This window comes from Variovorax sp. UC74_104, from assembly GCF_044055375.1.
Taxonomy (GTDB): Bacteria; Pseudomonadota; Gammaproteobacteria; order Burkholderiales; family Burkholderiaceae_C; genus Variovorax.
The window spans coordinates 6074754-6098633 of record NZ_CP171978.1; the positions used below are offsets into that span (position 1 = coordinate 6074754).

The following is a 23880-nucleotide window of genomic DNA, read 5'->3' on the forward strand; positions in this document are numbered from 1 at the left end:
TGGCAGTGTTGCGGTCGCCGCCGTGGAGGCGGATTTTTCAGGCCGCACGCAGCTCGCCGATGGTGGCCGCTGGCTGCGGCTTTCCGTGCTGCGCGATCAGCGAAGTGAATTCGCGCAGCTGCACATGGAGTTCGGTGAGGTTGCTCTCCTGCGCGGCCAGTTCGACCAGCCGTTCGTCGAGGTTGCCCGCCGCGCTCTGGATGCGTTCGATCGCCTCGATGCGCTTGCTGAAGTTGCGGCGGCGCTCCTTGAGCTGCGCGTCGATCTGCGCGCTCGCGCCCTTGCTCCAGCGCTCGACCTCGGTCATGGCCGCCTCGTTGACCAGCCGCAGCCGGCTGGCGAGCGCGCGGACCAGCTTGTCGCAGAAGTCGGCCTGCGCGAGCTTCAGCAGATTGCCCACGCCGAGGTAGTGGATGTGGCTGCGCTCGATCTGCGCCAGTTCCTGCTCGAAGCCCGTGAGGTCGGGCTCGGCCGGCGCCTGCAGGGTGAAGCCTTGCTCGGCATTGAGCTGGCGGAAGGTGGCGTGCAGCATTGACTGGATCTCGGCCGTGGTCGCCTGCACTTCGCGCAGGTTGTTGCGCAGCGAGTCGAATGTCTCGGCGTACACCTTGCGCACGTTGAACTTGACGCCGGGGCGCTTGAGCGCGGCCGACAGCTTCACCATGTCGGCCTTCAGCGCGGTGCGCCCGAGCACCGCATATACCTCGCGCAGCAGCTTGCCCTGCACCGAGCGCAGCGCCAGGATGCGCGTGTTGCTGCCCTCGAACTCGGCATGCTCCTGGTCGATGCGCGCGCGCATGTGGCGGATCACCGAGACGTTCTTGCCGCGCAGCCCCTGCAGCTCGAGCGCCTGCTCCGACAGGTCGCGCTGGCGCACCTTCAGGATGCGCTCGGCCTCGGCGCGCAGCGCAGTCATGCCCGCATCCACCGCGAGCCGCAGCATGGTCTCGCGCTTGCCGAGCACGCCTTCGGCCAGCAGCGATTCGAGCGCCGGCAGGCGGCTGGCCTGCAGCAGCTGGCCGTCGTGCTGGATCTTGGCCTGCAGGCCCTTCTGCGCGGACACGGGCAGCACCTGCGCCAGCGGCACTTCGAGCAGGCGGGCGGCGCCGTCGCGCTGACGCTCGATCTGCAGTTCGATCTGCGCGGGCGTGCTGAGGGTGTCCCACATGGTGTCGATCTTGTTGAGCACCACGAAGCGCGTGTCGTTGCCTTCGTCCTCGGTGATCAGGTGCTCGCGCCAGATGGAAAGGTCGGAGCGCGTCACGCCGGTTTCGGCGCCCAGGATGAAGACCACCGCGTGCGCCTGCGGGATCAGGCTCACCGTGAGTTCGGGTTCGGCGCCGATCGCGTTCAGGCCCGGGGTGTCGAGGATCACCAGCCCCTGCTCCAGCAGCGGGTGCGGCATGTTCAGCACCGCATGGCGCCAGCGCGGAATTTCGACGCGGCCCTCGGCGTCCTGCACCGGGTTGTCGTCGGGCGTTTCGTCGTTCCAGAAGCCCAGCGTGCGGGCTTCGTCCTTGCTCACCCAGCGCACCTCGGCCACCTTGCCCATGGCCTGCGCCAGCTGCTCGGCATTGCCGACGTCGATGGCGATCTCGGTCCAGCGGGTGGGCTTGTCGCGCCAGTGAGCCAGCGAATGGGGCTCCAGCCGGGTCTCGATGGGCAGCAGGCGCAGCTTGGGTGTATGCGCGGCGTCGTAGCCCAGCTCGGTCGGGCACATCGTGGTGCGGCCGGCGCTCGCGGGCATGATGCGCCGCCCGTAGCTGGCGAAGAAGATGGCGTTGATCAGCTCCGACTTGCCACGCGAGAACTCGGCCACGAAGGCGACCATGACCTTGCTGGTGCGGATCTGCGTCTCGAGCCCGCGCAGGCGCTCGGCCACCGCCTGGTCGAGCAGCTCGTTCTCGGTCAGCCAGCGGGACAGCCACTGCAGCCGGTGGGCGAAATTGCTCCGCCACGCACCGTGCTGATCGAGTTGTTGATTGAAGGAGCGGCTCAAGGGGAATATGTAAGAAACAATTTACAAATATACATCGGCGGGCGGGGCACCGTCGTTTCTAGATTGTTTCTATTTTTCTGTTTCCATCGCGCGAGCCCGCGCCTACTTCTGGCAATTGGGGCAGTAATAGGTGGAGCGCTGCCCCTGACGCAGCAGCCGGATCGGCGTTGCGCAAACCCGACAGGGCTCGCCCGCCCGGCCGTAGACGGTCGCTTCGAGCTGGAAATAGCCGTTCTGTCCGTCCACATTGGAGAAATCGCGCAGCGTGCTGCCGCCCTTCTCCACCGCGCGGGCCAGGATCTCGCGCACCGCCGCATGCAGCTTCGCCGCCCGTGGCCGGCTGATGCGCGCCGCCGACAGCGTCGGCCGGATGCCCGCCTGGAACAGCGCCTCCGACGCGTAGATGTTGCCCACGCCCACCACCACGTCGCCCGCCAGCAGCACCTGCTTGACCGCCGTCTTGCGCTTCTTGAGGCCGGCGTGGAAGGCGTCGAGGTCGAAACCTTCGTCCAGCGGCTCCATGCCAAGGCCGCCCAGCAGCTTGATCGCCCACGGGGCAGACTCGTCTTCCACGTAAACAACGGCGCCGAAACGGCGCGGGTCGTTGAGCCTGAGCGTGCCGAGGTTGGTAACAAGATCGAAGTGATCGTGCGGGCCGGGCGGCGGCAGCGCGGCATCGAAGCGCAGGCTGCCCGACATGCCCAGGTGCAGCAGCAGGATGCCGCGATCGAGATCGATCAGCAGGTACTTGCCGCGTCGGCGCACCTCGCGCACCCGCCGGCCGACCAGCGCCTCGGGCAGCACCATCAGCGCCCATCGCAGCGGCTTGCCGATGCGCACTGCTTCGATGCGTCCGCCTGCGATGCGGTCGGCGAACCCACGGCGGGTGACTTCGACTTCGGGTAGCTCAGGCATGAAAGGTAAATCTTCGGCAAACGCCCGCGGCGGCGAAGCCCCACGCGATGCTCGTTCAAAAGGCTGGATTATTATGGTCAGATGAATCTTTCGCCCCGCCGACACCGCCTTGCGGCGGCCGCGTCTCTCGCCTTGCTGGCCTGCGCCGTGCAAGCGCAATCTTCCGATCCGGCAGCTCCCACCAGCCCCATTCCCGCCATCGAACGGCCGGCGCAGTCGAGGCCCGCAGCCAGGCCCCGTCCGGCCGCGGCGAAGGAAGCCGCCGAGCCGGCGCCGCTGCAGTCCGCACTGACGGCAGACCTGTTCTACGAGATCCTGATGGGCGAAATGACGGCCCGTTCCGGCGACCCCGGCTCCGGCTATGCGCTCGTGCTCGACGCCGCGCGCCGGCTGCGCGACGGCAAGCTGTTCCAGCGCGCGGTCGAGATCGCGCTGCAGTCGCGCTCCGGCGATGCGGCGCTCGCCGCAGCACGGGCATGGCAGGAGAGCCTGCCGAATTCGCGCGACGCACGCCGCATCGAGCTGCAGATCCTGATCGCGCTGAACCGCATCAGCGAAACCGTCGAGCCGCTGCGCGCCGAAGTGGCGGCCACCTCGCAGATCGAGCGCCCGCTGCTGATGGCCGTGATCGCGCGCAATTACTCGCGCGCATCCGACAAGAAGCTGGCCGCCTCGGTGGTCGAGCAGGCGCTGGTCGACGAGCTGAAGAGCCCCACCAGCGGCGGACTGGCCTGGGCCACCGTCGGCCGGCTGCGTCTCAACGCGGGTGATGCCTCCGGCGCGCTGGAAGCCGCGCGCAAGGGCCAGGAGATCGACCCGGCCTCCGACGCGCCCCCCGCGCTGGCGCTCGAGATGATCGACCCCGGCCAGCCGCTGGCCGAACCGATCGTCACCCGTTTCCTGAACAACAACCCGAAGGCGTCGCCCGACCTGCGTGTCGCCTATGCACGCGTGCTGGTCGAGAACCGGCGCTACAGCGACGCCTCCGCGCAGCTCCAGGCGCTGACCACCTCGCGCCCCGAACTCGCGGAACCATGGCTGCTGCTGGGCAGCCTGCAGATGCAGGCTCGGCAGGATGCCGCGGCCGAGACTTCGATCAAGCGCTTCATCGAGCTGTCGGGCAATCCGAAGAGCGGCGCCAGCAAGGATGCCGACGATGCGGCCGACCGCAAGCGCGGCGTGTCGCAGGCGTACTTCGCGCTGTCGCAGCTGGCCGAGCGGCGCAAGGACTACGCGGCGGCCGAGCGCTGGCTCTCGCGCGTCGACGGCCCCGACGAACTGGTGGCCGCGCAGACCCGCCGCGCCACGCTGCTGGCGCGCCAGGGCAAGCTTCCGCAGGCCCGCGAGATCATCCGCGGCCTGCCCGAGCGCACGGCCGACGACAAGAAGCAGAAGTTCCTCGCCGAAGTGCAGCTGCTGCGCGACGCGAAGCAGTTCCAGGCGGCCTACGACATGCTCGCCCAGGCATCTGCGGCGTCGCCGGACGACGGCGACCTCGTCTACGACCAGGCCATGGTCGCCGAGAAGCTCAACCGCCTCGATGACATGGAGCGCCTGCTGCGCCGCCTCATCGAGCTCAAGCCCCAGAACCAGAACGCGTACAACGCCCTGGGCTACTCGCTGGCCGATCGCAAGATCAGGCTGGAGGAGGCTCGCACGCTGATCCAGAAGGCGATGCAGCTGGCACCGGAAGACCCGTTCATCGCCGACAGCCTGGGCTGGGTCGAATTCAGGCTCGGCAACACGGCAGAGGCCATCCGCATCCTCGAGGCCGCCTACAAGACACGGCCCGATCCCGAGATCGGCGCGCACTTCGGCGAAGTCCTGTGGACTTCCGGCCAGAAGGACCGCGCGGTCACGATCTGGAAGGAAGCCCTGCTGAGCGACGCCGAGAACGAGACGCTGCAGGAAACGCTCAAGCGCCTGCGAGTGAAGCCCTGAGATGGCGCAGGCAGGAGCACTCGCGCCGATGCAGGCCGGCCGCCACGGTCGTCGCGCATTTCTGGCGGCAGGTGGCGCAGCGGCCCTGCTGGCCAGCGGCTGCGCGCAGCTGTCCGGCGGCCCCGGCGCGCCGAAGAGCACGGAGAGCTGGAGCGGCCGCATGTCGCTGCGCATCGAGAGCGAGCCCGTGCAGACTTTTGCCGCGCTGTTCGAGCTGCGCGGCTCGGCCGAGGCCGGCGACCTCACGCTCACGACGCCCATCGGCAGCACCCTGGCGCAGTTGCATTGGGCGCCGGGCGAAGCGCTGCTGAAAGACGGCAGCCGGACGCGCCGGTTCGACTCAGTCGACGAGCTGATCGAGGCCGCCACGGGCGCGGCCATTCCGGTCGGCGCCCTCTTCGGCTGGCTGGCCGGCCGCAACGAGCCCGTGCCCGGCTGGAAAGCCGACCTCGCGCAACTCGGCGCCGGGCGGCTGAACGCCGTGCGCGAATCGCCGAGCCCGCGGGCCGACCTGCGCATCGTGTTCGAGCGGTCATGAAGGCGATCTACGACCTTCCCGCGCCGGCCAAGCTCAATCTCTTCCTTCACATCACCGGCCGGCGCGACGACGGCTATCACCTGTTGCAGTCGGTGTTCATGCTGATCGACTGGTGCGACACGCTGCACGTCGAACTGCGGCGCGACGGCCAGCTCAGCCGCGAGGACCTGACGACGGAGCTGCCCGCGGACGACCTGATCCTGCGCGCCGCGCGTGCCTTGCAGCCGTTCGCTGCGCCCGGCCAGGGCGCGCACATAGGCGTCGCCAAGCATGTGCCGGCGCAGGCGGGCATGGGCGGAGGCTCGTCGGACGCCGCCACCTGCCTGCTCGCGCTGAACCGCCTGTGGGGGCTGAACCTGCCGCTGTCTCGCCTGGCCCACATCGGCCTGAAGCTGGGTGCCGACGTCCCTTTCTTCCTTGGCGGGCGCAATGCGTGGGTGGAAGGCGTCGGGGAGGAAATCACACCGGTTACACTCCCATCCGCGCGCTTCGTGGTGGTCAAACCACCCGAGGGACTCGATACCCGATTAATTTTTTCGGACTCAGGCCTTCAACGCGCTACGCCTGTTGCTATAATCTCAGGCTTTGCTGCAGACAGCGAATCGTCGGAAGCGACAAACTTGGGAAACCAGGTTTTCGACTTCGGCCACAACGACCTGCAGCCGGTTGCCCAGCGACTTTGTCCCGCGGTCACCGACGCCATCGAATGGCTCGGCACCCAAGGATTGAAGGCCCGGATGACTGGCTCCGGAAGTTCGGTATTCGCAAGGCTGCCGCAATCGCCGCATGAAGCGGAACTGCTTGAAGCCCCCAAAGGCTGGCAGGTTCGCCAATGCAGCAACCTGGAAGTCCATCCGCTCTTGGGATGGGCAACATGAAGATGATCGGACCGTTCGTTCGGTTCGATGCGACATATATCGGTTGATGGCGAAAGCCGTCGACCCGTGTAGGGGAGTCGCCAAGCTGGTTAAGGCACTGGATTTTGATTCCAGCATGCAAAGGTTCGAATCCTTTCTCCCCTGCCAAATCTTCACGACTGCGGCCCGAGGGCCGCAGTCTTCATTTGCAGCCCACCCGCTGCAATAATCGGCGGCTCACCGGCCGCCACGCATACGAACCTTTTGGCGGCTTCCTAAGCCCACTTGCACTGCCGGGACGCGCTCATGCAGGCTAATCACCCTGACTTCATGGTTTTCACCGGCAACGCCAATCCGGGCCTTGCTGCAGAAATCGCGCACAACCTCGGCACTTCGCTGGGCGCTGCCCGAGTCGGCCGCTTCTCCGACGGCGAAGTCACCGTCGAGATCAACCAGAACGTCCGCGCACGCGACGTGTTCGTGGTGCAGTCGACCTGCGCTCCGACGAACGAAAACCTGATGGAACTGCTGATCATGGTCGACGCGCTCAAGCGCGCCTCGGCCGAACGCATCAGCGCCGTGATCCCCTATTTCGGCTATGCCCGCCAGGACCGCCGCCCGCGCTCCAGCCGCGTGCCGATCTCGGCCAAGGTGGTGGCTAATCTGCTGGAAACCGTCGGCGTCGAGCGCGTGCTCACCATGGACCTGCACGCCGACCAGATCCAGGGCTTCTTCGACATTCCCGTCGACAACATCTACGCCTCGCCGGTGCTGCTGGGCGACCTGCGCGCCAAGAACTACGAAGACCTGATCGTGGTCTCGCCCGACGTGGGCGGCGTGGTCCGCGCCCGTGCGCTGGCCAAGCAGCTGAACTGCGACCTCGCCATCATCGACAAGCGCCGCCCGAAGGCGAACGTCAGCGAAGTGATGAACGTGATCGGCGAGATCGACGGCCGCAACTGCGTGATCATGGACGACATGATCGACACCGCCGGCACCCTGGTCAAAGCGGCCGAAGTGCTGAAGGAGCGCGGCGCCAAGAGCGTGTACGCCTACTGCACGCACCCGATCTTCTCGGGCCCGGCCATCGAGCGCATCACGCAGGGCTCGGCCCTCGACGAAGTGGTCGTGACCAACACCATTCCCCTTTCCGACGGCGCCAATGCCTGCGGAAAGATCCGCCAGCTCTCCGTGGCGCCGCTGATCGCCGAAACGATCCAGCGCATTGCCAAGGGCGAGTCGGTGATGAGTTTGTTCTCGGATCAGGACAACCTGTTCTGACCTGGGCAAAGAGCGGGCTTCACCCCTGAAGCCTTTTGAACCGGAGTCGCACTGGTCGCGGTGGACTCTTACTGGAGCTAGTTATGAAATTCGTCGCTTATGAGCGCGCAAAGCAGGGCACGGGTGCGAGCCGCCGTCTCCGCATCTCGGGCAAGACCCCCGGCATCGTCTATGGTGGCGACACCCAGCCGCAACTGATCGAGATCGATCACAACGCGCTGTGGCACGCCCTGAAGAAGGAAGCCTTCCACTCGAGCGTTCTCGAGATGGAACTGGGCGGCAACGTCAGCAAGGTTCTGCTGCGCGACGTGCAATACCACCCCTTCCGCCAGCTGGTTCAGCACATCGACTTCCAGCGCGTGGACGCCAAGACCCGCATGACCCTGAAGGTGCCCGTGCACTTCAAGGGCGAGGAAGAGTCCGACGCCGTCAAGCTCGACCACAACCTGGTCAACCACGTCACGACCGAACTGGAAGTGAACTGCCTGCCGACCGACCTGCCCGAGTTCATCGAAGTCGACCTGTCGGGCCTGAAGAAGAACGGCACCGTCACGCTGAAGGACATCAAGCTGCCCCGCGGCGTGAAGTGGGTCAGCCACGGCAAGCCGAACCCGGTGCTGGCTTCGGCCGTGACCCCGGCTGCTGAAGAAGAAGCTCCCGCCGAAGGCGCAGCCGCTGCCGACGCAGCAGCCGCCGCTCCGGCCGGCAAGGGTGGCAAGGCCGCGGCCAAAACGCCCGCTGCCAAGGCACCCGCCAAGAAGTAATCCGCTTCTTCGCGATCGTTGCTTCTCGATGAAGGCCCGCCTCGTGCGGGCCTTCTGCTTTTGCGGCGACCGGATAATCCACGACCATGATCAAGCTGTTTGTCGGCCTCGGAAACCCGGGCCCCGAGTACGAAGCCACGCGGCATAACGCGGGCTTCTGGTGGATCGACGCCCTTGCGCGCGAATGGAAGCTCAACCTCGTGCCCGAGCGCAGCTACCACGGCCTCGCCGCGCGCACGAGCATCGGCGGCCAGAGCATCTGGCTGCTGGAGCCGCAGACCTTCATGAACCTGTCGGGCAAGTCGGTGGCTGCGCTGGCGCGCTTCTTCAAGATCGCACCGGAGGAAATCCTCGTGGTGCACGACGAGCTCGACGTGGTCCCGGGCCAGGTCAAGCTCAAGTTCGGCGGCAGCCATGCGGGCCACAACGGGCTGCGCGACATCCATGCGCAGCTGGGCACCGGCGACTACTGGCGGTTGCGCCTGGGCATCGGGCATCCCGGCGTGAAGTCGGAGGTCGTCAACTGGGTGCTCAAGAAGCCGCTCAAGGAACAGCGCGAAGCGATCGACGACGCCATCACTCGCACGCTCCATGCGATTCCCGCGCTGGTCGCGGGCGAGATGGAAAAGGCGACGCTGGTCATTCACACGAGCAAACCGCCGCGGCCCAAACCGCCTCGGAGGGAGCCCGGCGAAGGGGGCACGACGCCTGCCGCCACCTAGCCGGCCATTGAAGTGCAGGGAGGGAGAGAATAAAAATGAGCGAGAAGAAGAGAAAGAAGGACGGAAAGACGGTTTCGAAAACCGCGGCCGCTATCCTTTCAGTAGCAATCGGCGTCTGCTGGACGGGCGCTGCCGCCCAAGGGGCGAACACCTGGCGATGCGGCAACACCTATTCCGACCGGCCTTGCGAAGGCGGCAGGACGGTAAAAGTCGACGACCGCCGCAGCGACGAGGACCGCCGTGCCGCCGATGCGGGCACCCGCAGCGCCCAAACCCAGGCCGACCACATGGAGCGCAGCCGCCTGTCGCTGGAAAAGGCCGCATATGACCGCGACCAGCGCGCCGCGCGGGAGGCAAGAAGCGCGGCCCTGGCGGAGAGGCGGCTCGCCATGGCCGAGCAGAGGGAGCGCGATCGCGCCCGCAAGGAAGCCAATGCACCGCGGAAATCGAGCCTGAGCTTCAGCAGCGGCCCGGGCGCCGACGCACCGGAGCGCAAGAAAAAGAAGCGGAAGTCGACCGATTAGGCGTCGGAAGAGGCTGCCGCCGTCGCTGCAGTCACCTTGATCGCCGTGAGACGCTGGTACTTCTGCATCAGCGTCTCGCGGCTTTCCACGTGCTCGGGGTTCACGGGAATGCAGGCCACCGGGCAGATCTGCACGCATTGCGGTTCATCGAAATGGCCCACACACTCGGTGCACTTGTGGGGATCGATCTCGTAGAACTCCGCGCCCATGTAGATGGCGTCGTTCGGGCACTCGGGCTCGCAGACATCGCAATTGATGCATTCGTCGGTGATCATGAGGGCCATAGCCTCGATTATCGCGGCTCGGGCGGGACGGGCCGCCGGTGAATGACAAAGGCCACATTCGCGGCACATTTGTTGCGGGAGTCAGTTATGCTGCGCCCCGCCCCATGAGCCTGTTCCTAGTCAAGCGCCTCGCCACGCTGATCGGCACCCTGATCGGCGCCTCGGTCATCGTCTTCCTCGTGCTCGAGATCCTGCCTGGCAACGCCGCGCAGATGCTCATGGGCCCCGACGCCTCGCCCGAGGCCGTCGCCGCCCTGGCCACCAAGCTCGGCCTCGACCAGCCCGCCTGGACGCGCTACTGGCACTGGATCGGCGGCCTGCTCACCGGCAACCTCGGCGACAGCTACGCCTACAGCTCGCCGGTGCTCGACCTGATCCTCGAACGCTTGGCGCTGACCGTGCCCCTGGCCGTGCTGGCGATGGCCTTCACGGTCGTGATCGCGCTGCTGGTGGGCGTGACTGCCGCGGCCCGCCACAACAAGCTCGGCGACGTCGGCCTCATGGGCATGGCCCAGGTCGGCATCGCCATTCCGAACTTCTGGTTCGCCATCCTGCTGATCCTGGTGTTCTCGGTGCAGCTGCAGTGGTTCTCCGCCGGCGGCTTCGAGGGCTGGGGCGAAGGGATATTTGCCGGGATCAAGTCGCTGCTGCTGCCTGCGTTGTCCCTCGCGGTGGTGCAGGCGGCGATCCTGGCGCGCATCACGCGCTCGGCCGTGCTCGAGGTGATGCGCGAGGACTTCGTGCGCACTGCGCGCGCCAAGGGCGTGTCGCAGCGCATGGTGCTTTGGACGCACGTGCTGCGCAACGCGATGATCCCGGTCATCACCGTGATGGGCATGCAGTTCTCGGAACTCCTGGCCGGCACGATCGTGGTGGAGAACGTGTTCTATCTTCCCGGCCTGGGCCGGCTGATCTTCCAGGCCATCAGCAACCGCGACCTGATCGTGGTGCGCAACTGCGTGATGCTGCTGGCGGCAATGGTGGTCATCGTGAACTTCGTGGTCGACGTGCTCTATGCCGTGATCGACCCGCGCATCAAGGCCAGCGACATATGAGCACCGTCACCGCTCCCAGCGCGGCCGCGCTCAAGGTGCCGGGCTTCTGGCGCCGCGCATTGCACCACCGCAGCTTCATCATCGGCGGCACGCTCACGCTGCTCCTGCTGCTGGCCGCGGCCATCTCGCTGGTTTGGACGCCATGGTCGCCCTACGAGATGGACATGGCCAACAAGCTGAAGCCGCCGTCGGGTTCGCACTGGCTGGGCACCGACACCTACGGACGCGACGTGGCTTCGCTGCTGCTCGTGGGTGCGCGCGCATCCATCCTGGTGGGCGTGATCGCAGTCGGCATCGGGCTCGTGGTCGGTACGGCGCTGGGCCTGCTCGCCGCCGCGAAACGCGGCTGGGTCGAGGAAGCCATCATGCGGCTCACCGACTTCTCGCTGGCCTTCCCTGCGATCCTGTCGGCGATCATGATGACGGCCGTGTTCGGCGCGGGCATCGTCAACGCGATCATCGCGATCGGCATCTACAACATCCCGACCTTCGCGCGCATCACGCGCGCATCGGCCAATGCGATCTGGTCGCGCGAGTACGTGGCTGCGGCACGCGCCTGCGGCAAGGGCAGCTTCGCGATCACCATGCAGCACGTGCTGCCGAACATCTCGGCGGTGCTGATCGTGCAGATCACCATCCGCTTCGCCATCGCCATCCTTGCCGAGGCCGCCCTCTCCTACCTGGGCCTCGGCACGCAGCCGCCGCAGCCCTCATGGGGCCGCATGCTCAGCGAGGCCCAGACGATGATGTTCCAGGCGCCGCTGCTCGCGGTGTTTCCCGGTATGGCGATCGCGTTCGCGGTGCTCGGCCTCAACCTGCTGGGCGATGGCCTGCGCGACCTGCTAGATCCGCGGCTGGCCCGCGCGAGGTAGGCGAGGTAAGCAAGATGCCCCTGCTCGAAGTCAAGGATCTCCACATCGGCCTGCAGACGCAGCGCGGCCCCGCCGAGGCCGTGCGCGGCATCTCGTTCTCGCTGGAGCGCGGCGAGACGCTGGGCATCGTCGGCGAATCGGGCTGCGGCAAGTCGATCACGGTGATGTCGCTCATGGGCCTGCTGCCTTCCACTGCGAAGGTCGGTGGCAGCATCCGCTTCGACGGCACCGAGCTCGTGGGGCTGCCCGAGAAGAAGATGTGCGAGATCCGGGGCAATCGCATCGGCATGATCTTCCAGGAGCCGATGACCGCCCTGAACCCGGTGCACACCATTGCGCGCCAGGTCGGCGAGCCGTTGCGGCTTCATCGCGGGCTCTCGAAGGCCGACGCGCGCAAGGAAGTGCTCGCGCTGCTGGAGCGCGTGGGCATTCCCGATGCGGCCTCGCGCCTCGATGCGTATCCGCACCAGTTCTCCGGCGGCCAGCGGCAGCGCATCGGCATCGCGATGGCGCTCGCATGCGGGCCCGACCTGCTGATCGCCGACGAACCGACCACCGCGCTCGACGTGACCATCCAGAAGCAGATCCTGGAGCTGATCAAGAGCCTGGTGGCCGAACGCGGCATGGCGCTGATCCTGATCTCGCACGACCTCGGCGTGATCGCGCAGACGGTGTCGAAGATGCTCGTGATGTACGGCGGCAGCGTGGTCGAGAGCGGGCCGACCGAAGCGGTGTTCGCGCGGCGCGCGCACCCGTACACGCAGGGCCTTTTCGCCGCGCGCCCGGTCATCGGCGCGCCGCGCGGCGTTCGGCTCGCCACCATCAAGGGCAGCGTGCCCGAGCTGGTCGACCTGCCGAAGGGCTGCCCTTTCGCGGGACGGTGCAGCTACACCGTCGACGCCTGCATGACCACGCGGCCGCCGGCCACGATGCTGCCGCAGGACCATGCGGTGCGCTGCATCCGCCTCGAAGAGATCGCCGCCGAAGGAGCCATCGCACCGTGAGCGCGAGCGCCACCGCTTCTTCGCCGCTGCTGAAGGTCACCGATCTCGTGCGCCACTACGCGCTGCCGCGCGAGAAGCTCTTCGGCCCGCCGCCGACCGTGAAGGCGCTCAACGGCGTGAGCTTCGAGGTGCAGGCCGGCCAGAGCGTGGGCATCGTCGGCGAGTCGGGCTCCGGCAAGTCGACCATCGCTCGCCTGGTGATGGCGCTCGATACGCCGACCTCGGGCACCGTCTCGCTCGAAGGCCGCAACCTGCATTCGCTCTCGAAGGAAGAGCTGCGCGTGGCGCGGCGCGACTTCCAGATGGTGTTCCAGGACCCGTACGGATCGCTCGATCCGCGCCAGACGGTCGCGCGCATCGTCGCCGAGCCGCTCGAAGCGCTCGCAGCCACGACGCGAGCCGAGCAGCGCGAACGCGCCGCCGAGACGCTCGCCGCCGTGGGCCTTCGCACCACCGACCTCGACAAGTACCCGCACGAGTTCTCGGGCGGCCAGCGCCAGCGCATCGCCATCGCGCGAGCGCTCATCACGCGCCCCAAGCTCATCGTGGCCGACGAGCCCGTGAGTGCGCTCGACGTGTCGGTGCAGGCCCAGGTGCTCAACCTCATGCAGGACCTGCAGCAGCAGTTCGGCATCAGCTACCTGCTCATCAGCCACGACCTCGCGGTGGTCAACCATCTCTGCGACAACGTGTGCGTGGTCTTCAAGGGCCTCATCGTGGAGCAGGGAGCGCCCGCCGAGCTCTTCCGGCATGCACAGCACGAGTACACGCGCACGCTGCTCGACGCGGTGCCGCGAACGCCCGCCGGCGGCACGCTGCTGCCGGGCTGAACTGAGCTGACATCGAAGCGTCGCCCATCCTGCTTAGGATGAGTGGGTCATAAGCATCTGGTTGCGCACGTGCGCGCCGTCGCGGATGATGCCTGCCCCCTGTTTCGAGGACACCGCTTCATGCTCAAACGACGCACCCTGCTCGCCACCGGCGCCGCAGCCCTGACACCGCTGGCCCTGCCGACGCTCGCGCTGGCGCAGAAGAGAAAGGATGCGCTGGTCATCGGCCTCACGCTGGAGCCCACGGGCCTCGACCCCACGGCCAAGGCCGGCGCGGAGATTGCAGAAGTGGTGCTCTACACCGTCTTCGAGACCCTCACCAAGATCAACTCCGACGGCAGCGTCACGCCGCTGCTGGCCGAGAGCTGGGAAGTCTCGCCCGACCTGAAGACGCTCACCTTCAAGCTGCGGCGCGGCGTGAAGTTCCAGAACGGCGAGCCCTTCAACGCGCAGAGCGTGAAGTTCTCGTTCGACCGCGCGGCCGCGGCCAACAGCACCAACAAGGACAAGCGTACCTTCACCAACATCGCGACGCAGGTGGTCGACGATCACACGGTGGTGCTGATCACCAAGGAGATCGAGCCCGACCTGCTGTTCCTGCTCGGGCAGGCCTCGGCCATCATCGTCGAACCCAAGACGGTGGAGACCAATGCCACCAAACCCGTCGGCACCGGCCCCTACAGGCTCGACAACTGGTCCAAGGGCTCGAGCATCGTGCTCGCCAAGTGGGACGGCTGGCGCGGCGCCGACACGGTGCAGATCCGCAAGGCCAGCTTCCGCTTCATCTCGGAACCGGCCGCGCAGACCACGGCGCTGCTCTCGGGCGACATCGACCTGTTCCCGCACGCATCGGTGTCGCGCAGCCTGCCGCAGTTCCAGAACGACAAGCGCTTCCAGGTGGTGTTCAACGCCTCGCGCGGCAAGACCATCCTTGCCATCAACAACAGGCGCAAGCCGCTGGACGACGTGCGCGTACGCCGCGCGATCTCGGCGGCCATCGACCGCAAGGCGGTGATCGAGGCCGCCATCGACGGCCGGGGCATTCCCATCGGCAGCCACTACGTGCCGGGCGCGCCGGGGTACATCGACACCACCGGCATCAACCCCTACGACGTGGAGAAGGCGAAGAAGCTGCTGGCCGAGGCCGGCGTGAAGACCCCGCTCGAACTGGAGCTGGTGCTGCCGCCCCCGCCCTACGCGCGCCAGGGCGGCGAGCTCATCGCCGCGCAGCTCGCCAAGGTGGGCATCGTCGCGAAGATCCAGAACGTCGAATGGGCGCAGTGGATCAGCGGCACCTACGGCAACAAGAACTACGACCTCTCGCTGATCCTGCACGTCGAACCCTTCGACCTGGTGAACTACACCAAGCCGGAGTACTACTGGGGCTACCAGTCGCCGAAGTTCAACGAGATCTTCGAGAAGGCACGCAACGCGGCACGCCCCGCCGACCGCCTGCGCTACCTGGGCGACGCGCAGCGGCTGCTGGCCGAGGACGCGGCCAACGTCTTCCTGTTCCAGCCGCAGTTCATCACGGTGGCAGCGCGCAGCCTGCGCGGGCTGTGGAAGGACGCGCCGATCTTCGTGAACGACATCGCGTCTCTATCCTGGGCCTGATCCTCTGGGCCTGAGCCCAGCCGGGCGTTCCCGCATACGGGAACGTCCCGAGTAAAAACCGCCCCGCGGGCCGCGCGACGGCGCGCCCGCTGCATCAAAATGGCCGGTCGCGCAGGTGGCATCTTTCGTGCTGCGTGCCGTGTCTTTCGCGGCGCCGCGCCTCCCTTCGGGGCACGGCGTGCGCCGCAGCAATCGTCCGCCATTCGAACCTGGCATGTTTTTCCGGAGATCACACGTATGCTGAACCGTCGCACCCTCCTTGCCACCGCCGGCGCCACCGTGGCACTGGCCAGCCCGCTCGCCGCCGTGGCGCAGGGCAGGAAGGACGCCATCGTGATCGGCATGGCGCTCGAGCCGCCGGGGCTGGACCCGACCACCGGCGCCGCGGCCGCCATCGCCGAGGTGGTGCAGTACAACATCCTCGAGACGCTCACCAAGATCAATTCCGACGGCAGCGTCACCCCGCTGCTGGCCGAGAGCTGGGAGATCTCCCCCGACCTCAAGACCTACACCTTCAAGCTCAAGCGCGGCGTGAAGTACCAGAACGGCGAGCCCTTCAACGCGGCCACCGTGAAGTTCTCGTTCGACCGCGCCGGCAGCGAGAAGAGCACCAACAAGGACAAGCGCACCTTCGCCAACCTCAGCACGCAGGTGGTCGACGACTACACGGTGGTCATCATCAACAAGGAGATCGACCCCGACCTGCCCTTCGTGCTGGGCCAGGCCACGGCCGTGATCGTCGAGCCCAAGAGTGCCGACGGCAACGCCACCAAGCCGGTCGGCACCGGCCCCTACAAGCTCGACAACTGGGCCAAGGGCTCGTCGATCACGCTGAGCAAGTGGGAGGGCTTCCGCAGCCCCGCCTCCGCGAAGATCAACAAGGTCACCTTCCGCTTCATCTCCGACACGGCCGCGCAGGCCGCGGCCATGCTCTCGGGCGACATCGACGTGTTCCCGCGCATCGGCACGCGCGTGGTGCAGCAGTTCAGGATGAACCCGCAGTTCCAGGTGATCCTGGCCGGTTCGCGCGCCAAGACCATCCTGTCGATCAACAACAAGAAGAAGCCGCTGGACGACGTGCGCGTGCGCCGCGCCATCCTCGCGGCCATCGACCGCAAGGCCTTCATCGAAGGCGCGGCCGACGGCTTCGGCGTGCCCATCGGCAGCCACTACGTGCCGGGCGCGGCAGGCTATGTCGACACCACCGGCATCAACCCCTTCGACATCGAGAAGGCCAAGAAGCTGCTGGCCGAGGCCGGCGTGAAGACGCCGCTCGAGCTGAAGATGACGCTGCCGCCGCCGCCCTACGCCCGCCAGGGCGGCGAGGTGATCGTGGCGCAACTGGCCAAGATCGGCATCGTGGTGAAGGTGCAGAACGTCGAGTGGGCCCAGTGGCTCAGCGGCACCTACGGCAACAAGGACTACGACCTGTCGATCGTGTCGCACGTGGAGCCCTTCGACCTCGGCAACTACGCCAAGGCCGACTACTACTGGGGCTACCAGTCGAAGGCCTTCGACGCGCTGTTCGACAAGATCAAGACCACCGCCAACGCCACCGAGCGCAACAAGCTGCTGGGCGACGCGCAGAAGATGCTGGCCACCGACGCAGCCAACGGCTTCCTGTACCAGCCGCAGTTCCCAACGGTCGCGAAGAAGAGCGTGAAGGGCATCTGGAAGGAAAACCCGATCTTCGTGAACGACCTCTCCGCGCTCTCGTGGAGTTGATGAGGCTCGCCCCCAGGCTTCGCGCACTTCGTGTCGCTTCGCCAACCCCCTACCGGGGGCAACACCGGTGGCCCGGCAAAGCCGGTTCCACGGTGTTTAACGAAGGGACCGTGGTCAACTCGTGCGCCGTGAATCACGCGAAGTGCGGTTAGGCAAGTGAGTGAAGCAATGTCCGATGTCGCCTTGCTGAGCAGTCTTTCCGCGCAGGAGCTTGCCGCCGCCTACCGCGACCGCAAGCTCTCGCCGGTCGAGGTCACGCAGGCCGTGATCGCGCAGGTGGAGCGCTGGGAGCCGCACCTGCAGGCCACCTGGCTCTTCAGGCCCGAGGCTGCGCTCGAACAGGCGCGCGCTTCGGAGGCGCGCTGGCTGCGCGGCGACGCGCGCGGGCCGCTGGACGGCGTGCCGGCCACCATCAAGGAAAACATCGCGACGCGCGGCGACCCGATGCCCGCAGGCACCGCCGCCGTCGACCTGAAACCCGCGGCTGCGGATGCACCGCCGGCCGCGCGCCTGAAGGAAGCCGGCGCGGTGATCGTGAGCAAGACCACGATGCCGGACTACGGCATGCTGTCTTCGGGGCTATCCAGCTTCCACACGCTGGCGCGCAACCCGTGGGACCTGCGCCTGACGCCTGGCGGCTCGAGCGCGGGTGCCGGCGCGGCTGCAGCGGCCGGCTACGGCCCGCTGCACCTGGGCACCGACATCGGCGGCTCGCTGCGCCTGCCCGCGAGCTGGTGCGGCATTTTCACGCTCAAGCCCAGCCTGGGGCGCATTCCCATCGATCCGCCCTACATGGGCCGTGCGGCCGGGCCGATGACGCGCACCGTGGGCGACGCCGCACTGCTGATGCAGGCGCTGGCCAAGCCCGATGCGCGCGACAGCATGGCCCTGCCGCCGCAGGACATCGATTGGGCCGGCTTCGACGTGCCGCCCGACCATCTGCGCGGCCTGCGCTTCGGGCTGCTGCTCGACGCGGGCTGCGGGCTGGCGGTCGAGTTCGAAATACAGGCGGCGGTCGAGCAGGCCGCACGCCTGCTGGAGAAGGCCGGCGCCGTCATCGAGCCGATGCAGCCCTTCATGTCGCAGGCCATGCTCGACGGCATGGACCATTTCTGGCGCATGCGCTCGCTGGTGGACATGAAGAGCCTGCGCGCCGACCAGCGCTCGAAGGTGCTGCCCTACATCCGCGAATGGGCCGAGAGCGCGGCGGAGTTCAGCGGCGAGCACGTGTTCCGCGGCTTCAGCCAGTTCCATGCGACGCGCGTGGCCGCCGTGAGCGCCTGCGCGCGCTTCGACTACGTGATCTCGCCCGTGTCCCCCAACATGCCGGCCGCGGCCGAGGCGCCCTCGCCCACCAACGACCCGCTGCGGCCGCTGGAGCACATCGGCTTCACGGTGCCGTTCAACATGTCGGAGCAGCCGGCCGCCTCGGTGAACTGCGGGTACTCGGCGTCGGGCCTGCCGATCGGGCTGCAGATCGCCGGCCAGCGCTTCGACGATCTCGGCGTGCTGCGCGTGGCGCGGGCCTTCGAGCAGATCCGCGAACCGCAGCGGCCCTGGCCTTCGCCGCCCGGCCCCTAGCAGAGCACCTCAGGTCGCCGCATAGCGACCGGGCTTGTGGTTGATCCAGAGAAAGAGCCCCATCACCACCGCGGCCAGCACCGACCAACCCACCCGCTGCGGCGGGATCACGCACAGGGCGAGCAGCACCACCGTGCAGTCGATGCCGATCTGCACCTTGCCGGCAGGCCAGCCGCGCTTTTCCTGCAGGTAGAGCGTGAGCACCGTCGCGCCGCCCAGGCTGGCACGGTGGCGGGCGAGGAACAGGCAGCCGGTGCCCAGCAGCAGGCCACCGAGCACGGCCGCGAAGGCCGGGTGCAGCGAATCGATGGACAGGTAGCGCGGCGCCAGGTCGGTCATCACCGAGAGCAGCGCGATGGCCGAGAAGGTCTTGAGCGTGAACGCCCGGCCCATGTGGCGCCAGGCGAACCAGTAGAACGGCAGGTTGACCAGGAAGAACAGCTTTCCGAAGCTCAGCCCCGTGGCGTAGTGAAGCAGGAAGGCGACGCCGGCCGTACCGCCCGTGAGCAGGCCGGCCTGGCCGAACAGCATCATCGCGATGGCGACGAAGAGCGTGCCCGAGAAGATCGCCTGGGCGTCGTCGAAGCGGGAATGGCGTAGCCAGTCTGGCGGGGTGGTGGGAGGTGGCGCGTCCATGGTTGTCCTGACGCAAATCCCGCGCCACCTCGGCGCCCGGCTACACCAGATGGGTGGCCAGCAGTTCCCGGGCCCGGGTCACGAATGCGGTTTCGCCCCGGCGACCGGGCAGGAACTCGAAGGCGACGCGCGGCAGCGCCGGCAGCCCGTGGGGCGCGGCGAGCCGCGTCACCCCATCGCTGATCGCCGACTCATTGAGGCAGGCCACGCCCAGCCCCGCCGCCAGCGCCGACTGCAGCCCCGCCACGCCCGACGCCACATGCGCCAGCGCATAGGGCACGCGCCTGCGCCGCAGCAGCGCCACCGTGAACTGGTGCAGCGAACAGGTGTCGGGCAGCGCCAGCAGGCGCACCGGCTCGCCGCGCACCAGCCGCATGCCGGCCGCGCCCAGCCACACCAGCGATTCGCGCCGGATCACCGACGCCCGTGACTGCGCGGCGGAAACACCGGCGATGTTCATTGCCACCGCCACGTCGAAGTCGCCACGCGCATAGGCGGCGCGCAGGTCGTCGCTCTTCAGGATGGTGACGTGCAGCCGCACCTGCGGATAGCTCTCGCCGAGCCGCCCCAGGAGCCGGGTCAGGTCGCCGGGCCGGAAATAGTCGGTGACGGCGAGCCTCAGCTCGCCCTGCAGCGTCTCGCCGTGCAGGTCGCGGAAGGCCTCGTCGCTCAGCGCCAGGATGCGCCGCGCATAGCCCAGCAGCCGCACGCCCGCCTCGGTGGGCGTAGCGCCGGCCTTGCTGCGCGTGAGCAGCGACTGCCCCGCGCGCTCTTCCAGCTTGCGGATCTGCTCGCTCACCGACGACTGCGAGAGGAAGACGCGCGGCGCGGCCGCGGTGAGGCTGCCCGCGTCGACGACGGCCGCCAGCGTGCGCAATTGCTCCAGGTCGAATCCCTGCATGGTTCATCCATCCGTTTATCCGATGGAAAGAATCATATCTTCCCGCTTTTCCAATTTCCTGCCGATTCCCACAATCACCCCATCGACAACCCGTTCATCCAAGGAGTCCGCCATGCCCCACATCGTCGTCCACCTCTCCGGCCAACCCGACGCCGACCTCACCCGCAAGACCGTCGATGCCGTCGCCGAGCTCACGCAGAGCGTGCTCGGCAAGCAGCTGCCGGTGATCGCCATCACCGTGCAGTACATCGCCGCCGACGCCTGGTTCATCGGCGGCGAGTCGCTGGCCTCGCTGGGCAAGTCGGCCTTCCACCTCGACATCAGCATCACCGACGAGACCAACACCAAGGCCGAGAAGGCCCGCTACCTGCGCGAAGTGCACGCCGCCATGGCGAAGATCAGGCCCGACCTGCACGAGGTGTCGTACATCCACGTGATCGACGCGCGCGGCGCGGCCTACGGCTACGGCGGCAAGACCCAGGAGTACCGGCACCAGCAGGCCGGCGTATAGATTCACCCCCAGGCTTCGCGCACTTCGTGTCGCTTCTCCCACCCCCTCGCCGGGGGCAACACCAGCGGCCCGGCAAAGCCGGTTCCGCGGTGTTCCTGGCTTTGGCAGTCGCAACTTCCTGCGTCGCGGGCCTGGCAATGGCGCGGTAGAGAAACAGTGCGGCGCTGAAGCATTCCGGGGCATGGCACCATGCCGTCATGCCATCCGCAAATTCCCTCGCCGACAGCCTCGGCAACCCGCTCACCCTCGACGATGCCGCCAGCCTGCCGCTGGTCGACGACTTCGTCATGGGCTTCATCTCCAGCGAGGCCCGCGCGGTCAACCTGCTCGCAGTGGCCGATGCCGACGCGAGCCCCATCGTGCAGGCCTACTGCGCCACGCTGCACCTGTTCGCCGAATCGCGGGAAGCCGCGGCCAACGCGCGGCCCTTCCTTGAGAAGGCCCGCGCTGGCGCAGCGCGGGCGACGCCACGCGAGCAGCGCTACATCGCGGCCATCGAAGCCTGGGCCGGGGGCGACATCGCCCGCGCGATCGCGCTGCATGCCGAGCAGGCCCGCGAGCATCCGCGCGACCTGGTGTCGGTCAAGCTCGGCCAGTACCACTGCTTCAACACCGGCGACTGCCCCGGAATGCTGAAGCTCGCGCTGGCGGTGCTGCCGCATGCGGCCGACGTGCCCTATGTGCACGGCATGGCGGCCTTCGGCTACGAGCAGTGCCACCTGATGCGCGAAGCCGAGGCGAGCGCGCGCTGCGCCATCGCCATGTGCCGCAAGGAGCCGTGGGCGCACCATGCGCTGGCGCACGTGATGCTCACCGAGGGCCGGCTCTCGGAGGGGCTGGCGTTCATGGAGAGCGTGAGCGACACCTGGATCGGCCTCAACTCGTTCATGGTCACGCACAACTGGTGGCACATGGCGCTGTTCCTCATCGACCTGGGCCGCGACGCCGAGGCGCTTGCGGTGTACGACGAGCATGCCTGGGGCGTGGTGAAGGACTACTCGCAGGACCAGATCGGCGCCGTCTCTCTGCTCGCGCGGCTGGAGCTCTCGGGCATCGACGTGGGCCGGCGATGGGAGGACGTGGCCGACCACCTGCGCCAGCGGCAGGCCGACCACGTGCTGCCTTTCCTCGACCTGCAGTACCTCTACGGCCTGGCGCGCGCCGGCCGCCCCGAGGCCGATGTGCTGCTGCGCAACATCGTGGCCTTCGCGCCCCACGCGCCGGCATCGACGCGCGCGGCATGGCAGCGTGTGTGCGTGCCGGCGGCGCACGGGCTGGTGGCGCATGCGCGCGGCGATTTCGCAGGGGCCATCGAAGGGCTGGGCACCGCCCTGCCGCGCATGATCGAGATCGGCGGCAGCCATGCGCAGCGCGACCTGTTCGAGCAGGTGTATCTCGACGCGCTGGTGCGCAGCGGCACGCAGGCTTCGCTGTCGGCGGCGCAGGGCATCCTGCAGCAGCAGCTCAACGGCCAGCCCGAGTCGCTGCGCCTGCGCCGGCAGACGGCTGGCGTGTATGCCCGGCTCGGCCTCGGGCAGCTGGCCGGAGGCACCACCGGCCTCGCCTGAACAGGCCGGTGCATGCGACCGGCAGCCCATGCCTTCAGGTCATGGGACATGGTGCAAAAGGAATTGGCGACAGCGTGCGAGCGGCTCCTAGACTGGCCGCTCCAATTCATGCAGACAACACGCCCTTCGCGGGCCGGGCCTTCCATGCACAAGTCCTTCGCCACACTGGCCGTTCTCTCGGCCCTCGCGCCCTTCGCTCCCGTTCTCCATGCCGCCGATGGCGCCCCGGTCGCGCTCGACCTGCTGCTGCGCGGCGGCACGGTCTTCACCGGCGATTCGGACACGCCGGTGGTGGGCGACGTCGGCATCGCGGGCGACCGCATCGTGTTCGCGGGCAAGGCGGTGCCGGCACAGTTCACCGCGAAGCGCGTCATCGACGCCACGGGCATGGTTGTGGCGCCGGGTTTCATCGACGCGCACACGCATGCCGACGTCGACCTGCATTCCAGCGACCCGAAGAAACGGCTGAACATCCCCTTCATCACGCAGGGCGTGACCACCGCGGTGATCGGCAACGACGGCTTCGGCGGCTTCGACATCGCGGCGCAGGCGCAGAAGCTGCGCGCCGCGCCGGTGGGCACCAACGTGGCCATGTACGTGGGCTTCGGCCCGGTGCGCATGAGCGAGCTGGGCGAGGCCAACCGCGCGCCGACGCCCAAGCAGCTGGAGGCGATGAAGAAGCGCGTGAGCCAGGGCATGTGCGAGGGCGCGCTGGGCCTTTCCACCGGCCTCTTCTACACGCCGCAGAACTTCTCGAAGACCGAGGAGGTCATCGAGCTCGCGAAGGTGGCGGCGCGGCACGGCGGCCTCTACGACAGCCACATCCGCGACGAGTCCATGTACAACATCGGCCTGAAGGGTTCCATCGACGAGGTGATCCGCATCGGCCACGAGGCGAAGCTTCCGGTGCACGTGGCGCACATCAAGGCGCTGGGCGTCGACGTGCAGGGCCAGAGCGGCGACATCATCAGGCGCATCGAGAAGGAGCGCGCGGGCGGGCTGGACATCACGGCCGACCACTATCCGTGGACCGCGTCGAGCACCCGCTTCTCGGCCGCGCTGCTGCCGCCCTGGGCCAACGAAGGCGGCCGCGCCGCGACGCTGCAGCGCTTCGACGACGCCTCGCAGCAGGAGCGCCTGCGCAAGGACATGCGCGAGAACCTGCGGCTGCGCGGCGGCCCCGAGGCCATCCTGTTCTCGGCCGGCAGCACGAAGTACGTGGGCAAGACGCTGGCCGATGTGGCCAAGGCATCGAACGCCGATCCGGTGGACGCCGCCATCGCGGTGCTGCGCGACGGCGACCTGATGATCGCCTCCTTCAACCAGAGCGACGACGACGTGCGCGCCTTCATGAGGCGGCCGTGGGTCATGACCTCGTCGGATTCGTCGCTGGGCCATCCGCGCGCCTACGGCACCTTCGCGCGCAAGTACGACCAGTACGTGGTGAAGGAGCACACGATCTCGCTGGCGCAGTTCATCCGCAGCAGCTCGTCGCTCACTGCCGACACGCTGGGGCTGAAGCAGCGCGGCCACCTGCGCCCGGGCTACTACGCCGACGTGGTGGTGTTCGACCCGGCCCGCTATGCCGCCAGGGCCACCTACACACAGCCGACACTGCTGTCGGAAGGCGTGAGCACGGTGCTGGTGAACGGCCAGCTGGCGGTCGACGGCGGCAAGCCCACGGGCGTGGGCGCCGGCCAGCCGCTGCTGCGCACGCCGAAGGCCGGCAGCTGCGGCTGAGCAGGGAATAGGGGCTTG

At 67.8% G+C, this 23880-nt stretch carries 22 protein-coding genes and 1 tRNA gene; 18 read left to right on the forward strand and 5 right to left on the reverse strand.

Features of this window, described 5'->3' with window-relative positions; translation table 11 throughout:
- Positions 1–37: 37 nt before the first annotated feature.
- The gene (locus ACHMXA_RS28680) at positions 38–1999 is read right to left on the reverse strand and encodes a dynamin family protein (RefSeq protein WP_395317282.1); all 1962 of its coding nucleotides are present in this window, start codon (positions 1997–1999) and stop codon (positions 38–40) included.
- Between the two features lie 102 nt (positions 2000–2101).
- Positions 2102–2914, reverse strand: coding sequence for a bifunctional DNA-formamidopyrimidine glycosylase/DNA-(apurinic or apyrimidinic site) lyase (gene mutM / locus ACHMXA_RS28685; RefSeq protein ID WP_395317283.1), 813 nt, complete (start codon positions 2912–2914; stop codon positions 2102–2104).
- A gap of 81 nt (positions 2915–2995) precedes the next feature.
- Here mutM and ACHMXA_RS28690 point away from each other — a divergent pair, with 81 nt between their 5' ends.
- The 8 genes from ACHMXA_RS28690 to ACHMXA_RS28725 all read left to right on the forward strand — a co-directional run bounded on the left by ACHMXA_RS28690 (position 2996) and on the right by ACHMXA_RS28725 (position 9541).
- Positions 2996–4855 (forward strand): tetratricopeptide repeat protein, encoded by a 1860-nt coding sequence (locus ACHMXA_RS28690; protein WP_395317284.1) that lies wholly within the window; start codon positions 2996–2998, stop codon positions 4853–4855.
- 1 nt (position 4856) lies between these two features.
- A complete protein-coding gene (locus ACHMXA_RS28695; protein ID WP_395317285.1) occupies positions 4857–5393 on the forward strand; it encodes a lipoprotein insertase outer membrane protein LolB in 537 nt (178 codons plus the stop codon).
- Complete coding sequence (gene ispE / locus ACHMXA_RS28700) at positions 5390–6271, forward strand: 4-(cytidine 5'-diphospho)-2-C-methyl-D-erythritol kinase (protein WP_395317286.1); 882 nt, start codon at positions 5390–5392, stop codon at positions 6269–6271. Before ACHMXA_RS28695 ends, ispE begins: the two co-directional genes overlap by 4 nt.
- A gap of 70 nt (positions 6272–6341) precedes the next feature.
- Positions 6342–6418 (forward strand) — tRNA-Gln (locus ACHMXA_RS28705).
- Between the two features lie 138 nt (positions 6419–6556).
- Positions 6557–7531: a ribose-phosphate pyrophosphokinase gene (locus ACHMXA_RS28710; protein WP_081269883.1), complete on the forward strand. Its 975-nt coding sequence runs from the start codon at positions 6557–6559 to the stop codon at positions 7529–7531.
- An 83-nt stretch (positions 7532–7614) separates the two neighbouring features.
- A complete protein-coding gene (locus ACHMXA_RS28715; protein ID WP_176663268.1) occupies positions 7615–8295 on the forward strand; it encodes a 50S ribosomal protein L25/general stress protein Ctc in 681 nt (226 codons plus the stop codon).
- Positions 8296–8381: 86 nt separating this feature from the next.
- Positions 8382–9017 (forward strand): aminoacyl-tRNA hydrolase, encoded by a 636-nt coding sequence (gene pth / locus ACHMXA_RS28720; RefSeq protein ID WP_176663269.1) that lies wholly within the window; start codon positions 8382–8384, stop codon positions 9015–9017.
- Positions 9018–9052: 35 nt separating this feature from the next.
- Positions 9053–9541: a hypothetical protein gene (locus ACHMXA_RS28725; RefSeq protein WP_395317287.1), complete on the forward strand. Its 489-nt coding sequence runs from the start codon at positions 9053–9055 to the stop codon at positions 9539–9541.
- Here the strand turns inward: ACHMXA_RS28725 and ACHMXA_RS28730 are convergent.
- Positions 9538–9825: a YfhL family 4Fe-4S dicluster ferredoxin gene (locus tag ACHMXA_RS28730; RefSeq protein ID WP_395317288.1), complete on the reverse strand. Its 288-nt coding sequence runs from the start codon at positions 9823–9825 to the stop codon at positions 9538–9540. The genes ACHMXA_RS28725 and ACHMXA_RS28730 overlap by 4 nt on opposite strands.
- Positions 9826–9929: 104 nt before the next feature.
- On the opposite strand from ACHMXA_RS28730, the gene ACHMXA_RS28735 reads away from it, so the two are divergent.
- The 7 genes from ACHMXA_RS28735 to ACHMXA_RS28765 all read left to right on the forward strand — a co-directional run bounded on the left by ACHMXA_RS28735 (position 9930) and on the right by ACHMXA_RS28765 (position 18506).
- Positions 9930–10880: an ABC transporter permease gene (locus ACHMXA_RS28735; protein ID WP_132754111.1), complete on the forward strand. Its 951-nt coding sequence runs from the start codon at positions 9930–9932 to the stop codon at positions 10878–10880.
- Positions 10877–11752: an ABC transporter permease gene (locus ACHMXA_RS28740; protein ID WP_395317289.1), complete on the forward strand. Its 876-nt coding sequence runs from the start codon at positions 10877–10879 to the stop codon at positions 11750–11752. The genes ACHMXA_RS28735 and ACHMXA_RS28740 overlap by 4 nt, the downstream gene beginning before the upstream one ends.
- Before the next feature lie 14 nt (positions 11753–11766).
- Positions 11767–12756 (forward strand): ABC transporter ATP-binding protein, encoded by a 990-nt coding sequence (locus ACHMXA_RS28745; protein ID WP_395317290.1) that lies wholly within the window; start codon positions 11767–11769, stop codon positions 12754–12756.
- On the forward strand, positions 12753–13586 hold the full coding sequence (locus ACHMXA_RS28750) for an ATP-binding cassette domain-containing protein (protein WP_395317291.1): 834 nt from the start codon (positions 12753–12755) through the stop codon (positions 13584–13586). Before ACHMXA_RS28745 ends, ACHMXA_RS28750 begins: the two co-directional genes overlap by 4 nt.
- A gap of 120 nt (positions 13587–13706) precedes the next feature.
- Positions 13707–15200: an ABC transporter substrate-binding protein gene (locus ACHMXA_RS28755; RefSeq protein WP_395317292.1), complete on the forward strand. Its 1494-nt coding sequence runs from the start codon at positions 13707–13709 to the stop codon at positions 15198–15200.
- A gap of 237 nt (positions 15201–15437) precedes the next feature.
- Entirely contained in the window at positions 15438–16925 is a 1488-nt protein-coding gene (locus ACHMXA_RS28760; RefSeq protein ID WP_395317293.1) for an ABC transporter substrate-binding protein, read from the forward strand.
- Between the two features lie 168 nt (positions 16926–17093).
- Positions 17094–18506, forward strand: coding sequence for an amidase (locus ACHMXA_RS28765; RefSeq protein ID WP_395317294.1), 1413 nt, complete (start codon positions 17094–17096; stop codon positions 18504–18506).
- Positions 18507–18515: 9 nt separating this feature from the next.
- Here ACHMXA_RS28765 and ACHMXA_RS28770 read toward each other — a convergent pair whose 3' ends face one another.
- Complete coding sequence (locus tag ACHMXA_RS28770) at positions 18516–19142, reverse strand: YitT family protein (protein ID WP_395317295.1); 627 nt, start codon at positions 19140–19142, stop codon at positions 18516–18518.
- A gap of 40 nt (positions 19143–19182) precedes the next feature.
- Positions 19183–20043 carry a LysR substrate-binding domain-containing protein gene (locus ACHMXA_RS28775; RefSeq protein WP_395317296.1) on the reverse strand — a complete coding sequence of 287 codons (861 nt, stop codon included), beginning with the start codon at positions 20041–20043 and terminating at the stop codon, positions 19183–19185.
- Between the two features lie 112 nt (positions 20044–20155).
- Here ACHMXA_RS28775 and ACHMXA_RS28780 point away from each other — a divergent pair, with 112 nt between their 5' ends.
- The 3 genes from ACHMXA_RS28780 (at position 20156) to ACHMXA_RS28790 (ending at position 23862) form a co-directional block, all read left to right on the forward strand.
- Complete coding sequence (locus tag ACHMXA_RS28780; RefSeq protein WP_395317297.1) at positions 20156–20554, forward strand: 4-oxalocrotonate tautomerase family protein; 399 nt, start codon at positions 20156–20158, stop codon at positions 20552–20554.
- A gap of 197 nt (positions 20555–20751) precedes the next feature.
- Positions 20752–22122, forward strand: a complete 1371-nt coding sequence (locus tag ACHMXA_RS28785) for a tetratricopeptide repeat protein (protein ID WP_395317298.1) — start codon at positions 20752–20754, stop codon at positions 22120–22122.
- A 144-nt stretch (positions 22123–22266) separates the two neighbouring features.
- Complete coding sequence (locus ACHMXA_RS28790; protein WP_395317299.1) at positions 22267–23862, forward strand: amidohydrolase family protein; 1596 nt, start codon at positions 22267–22269, stop codon at positions 23860–23862.
- Positions 23863–23880: the final 18 nt, after the last annotated feature.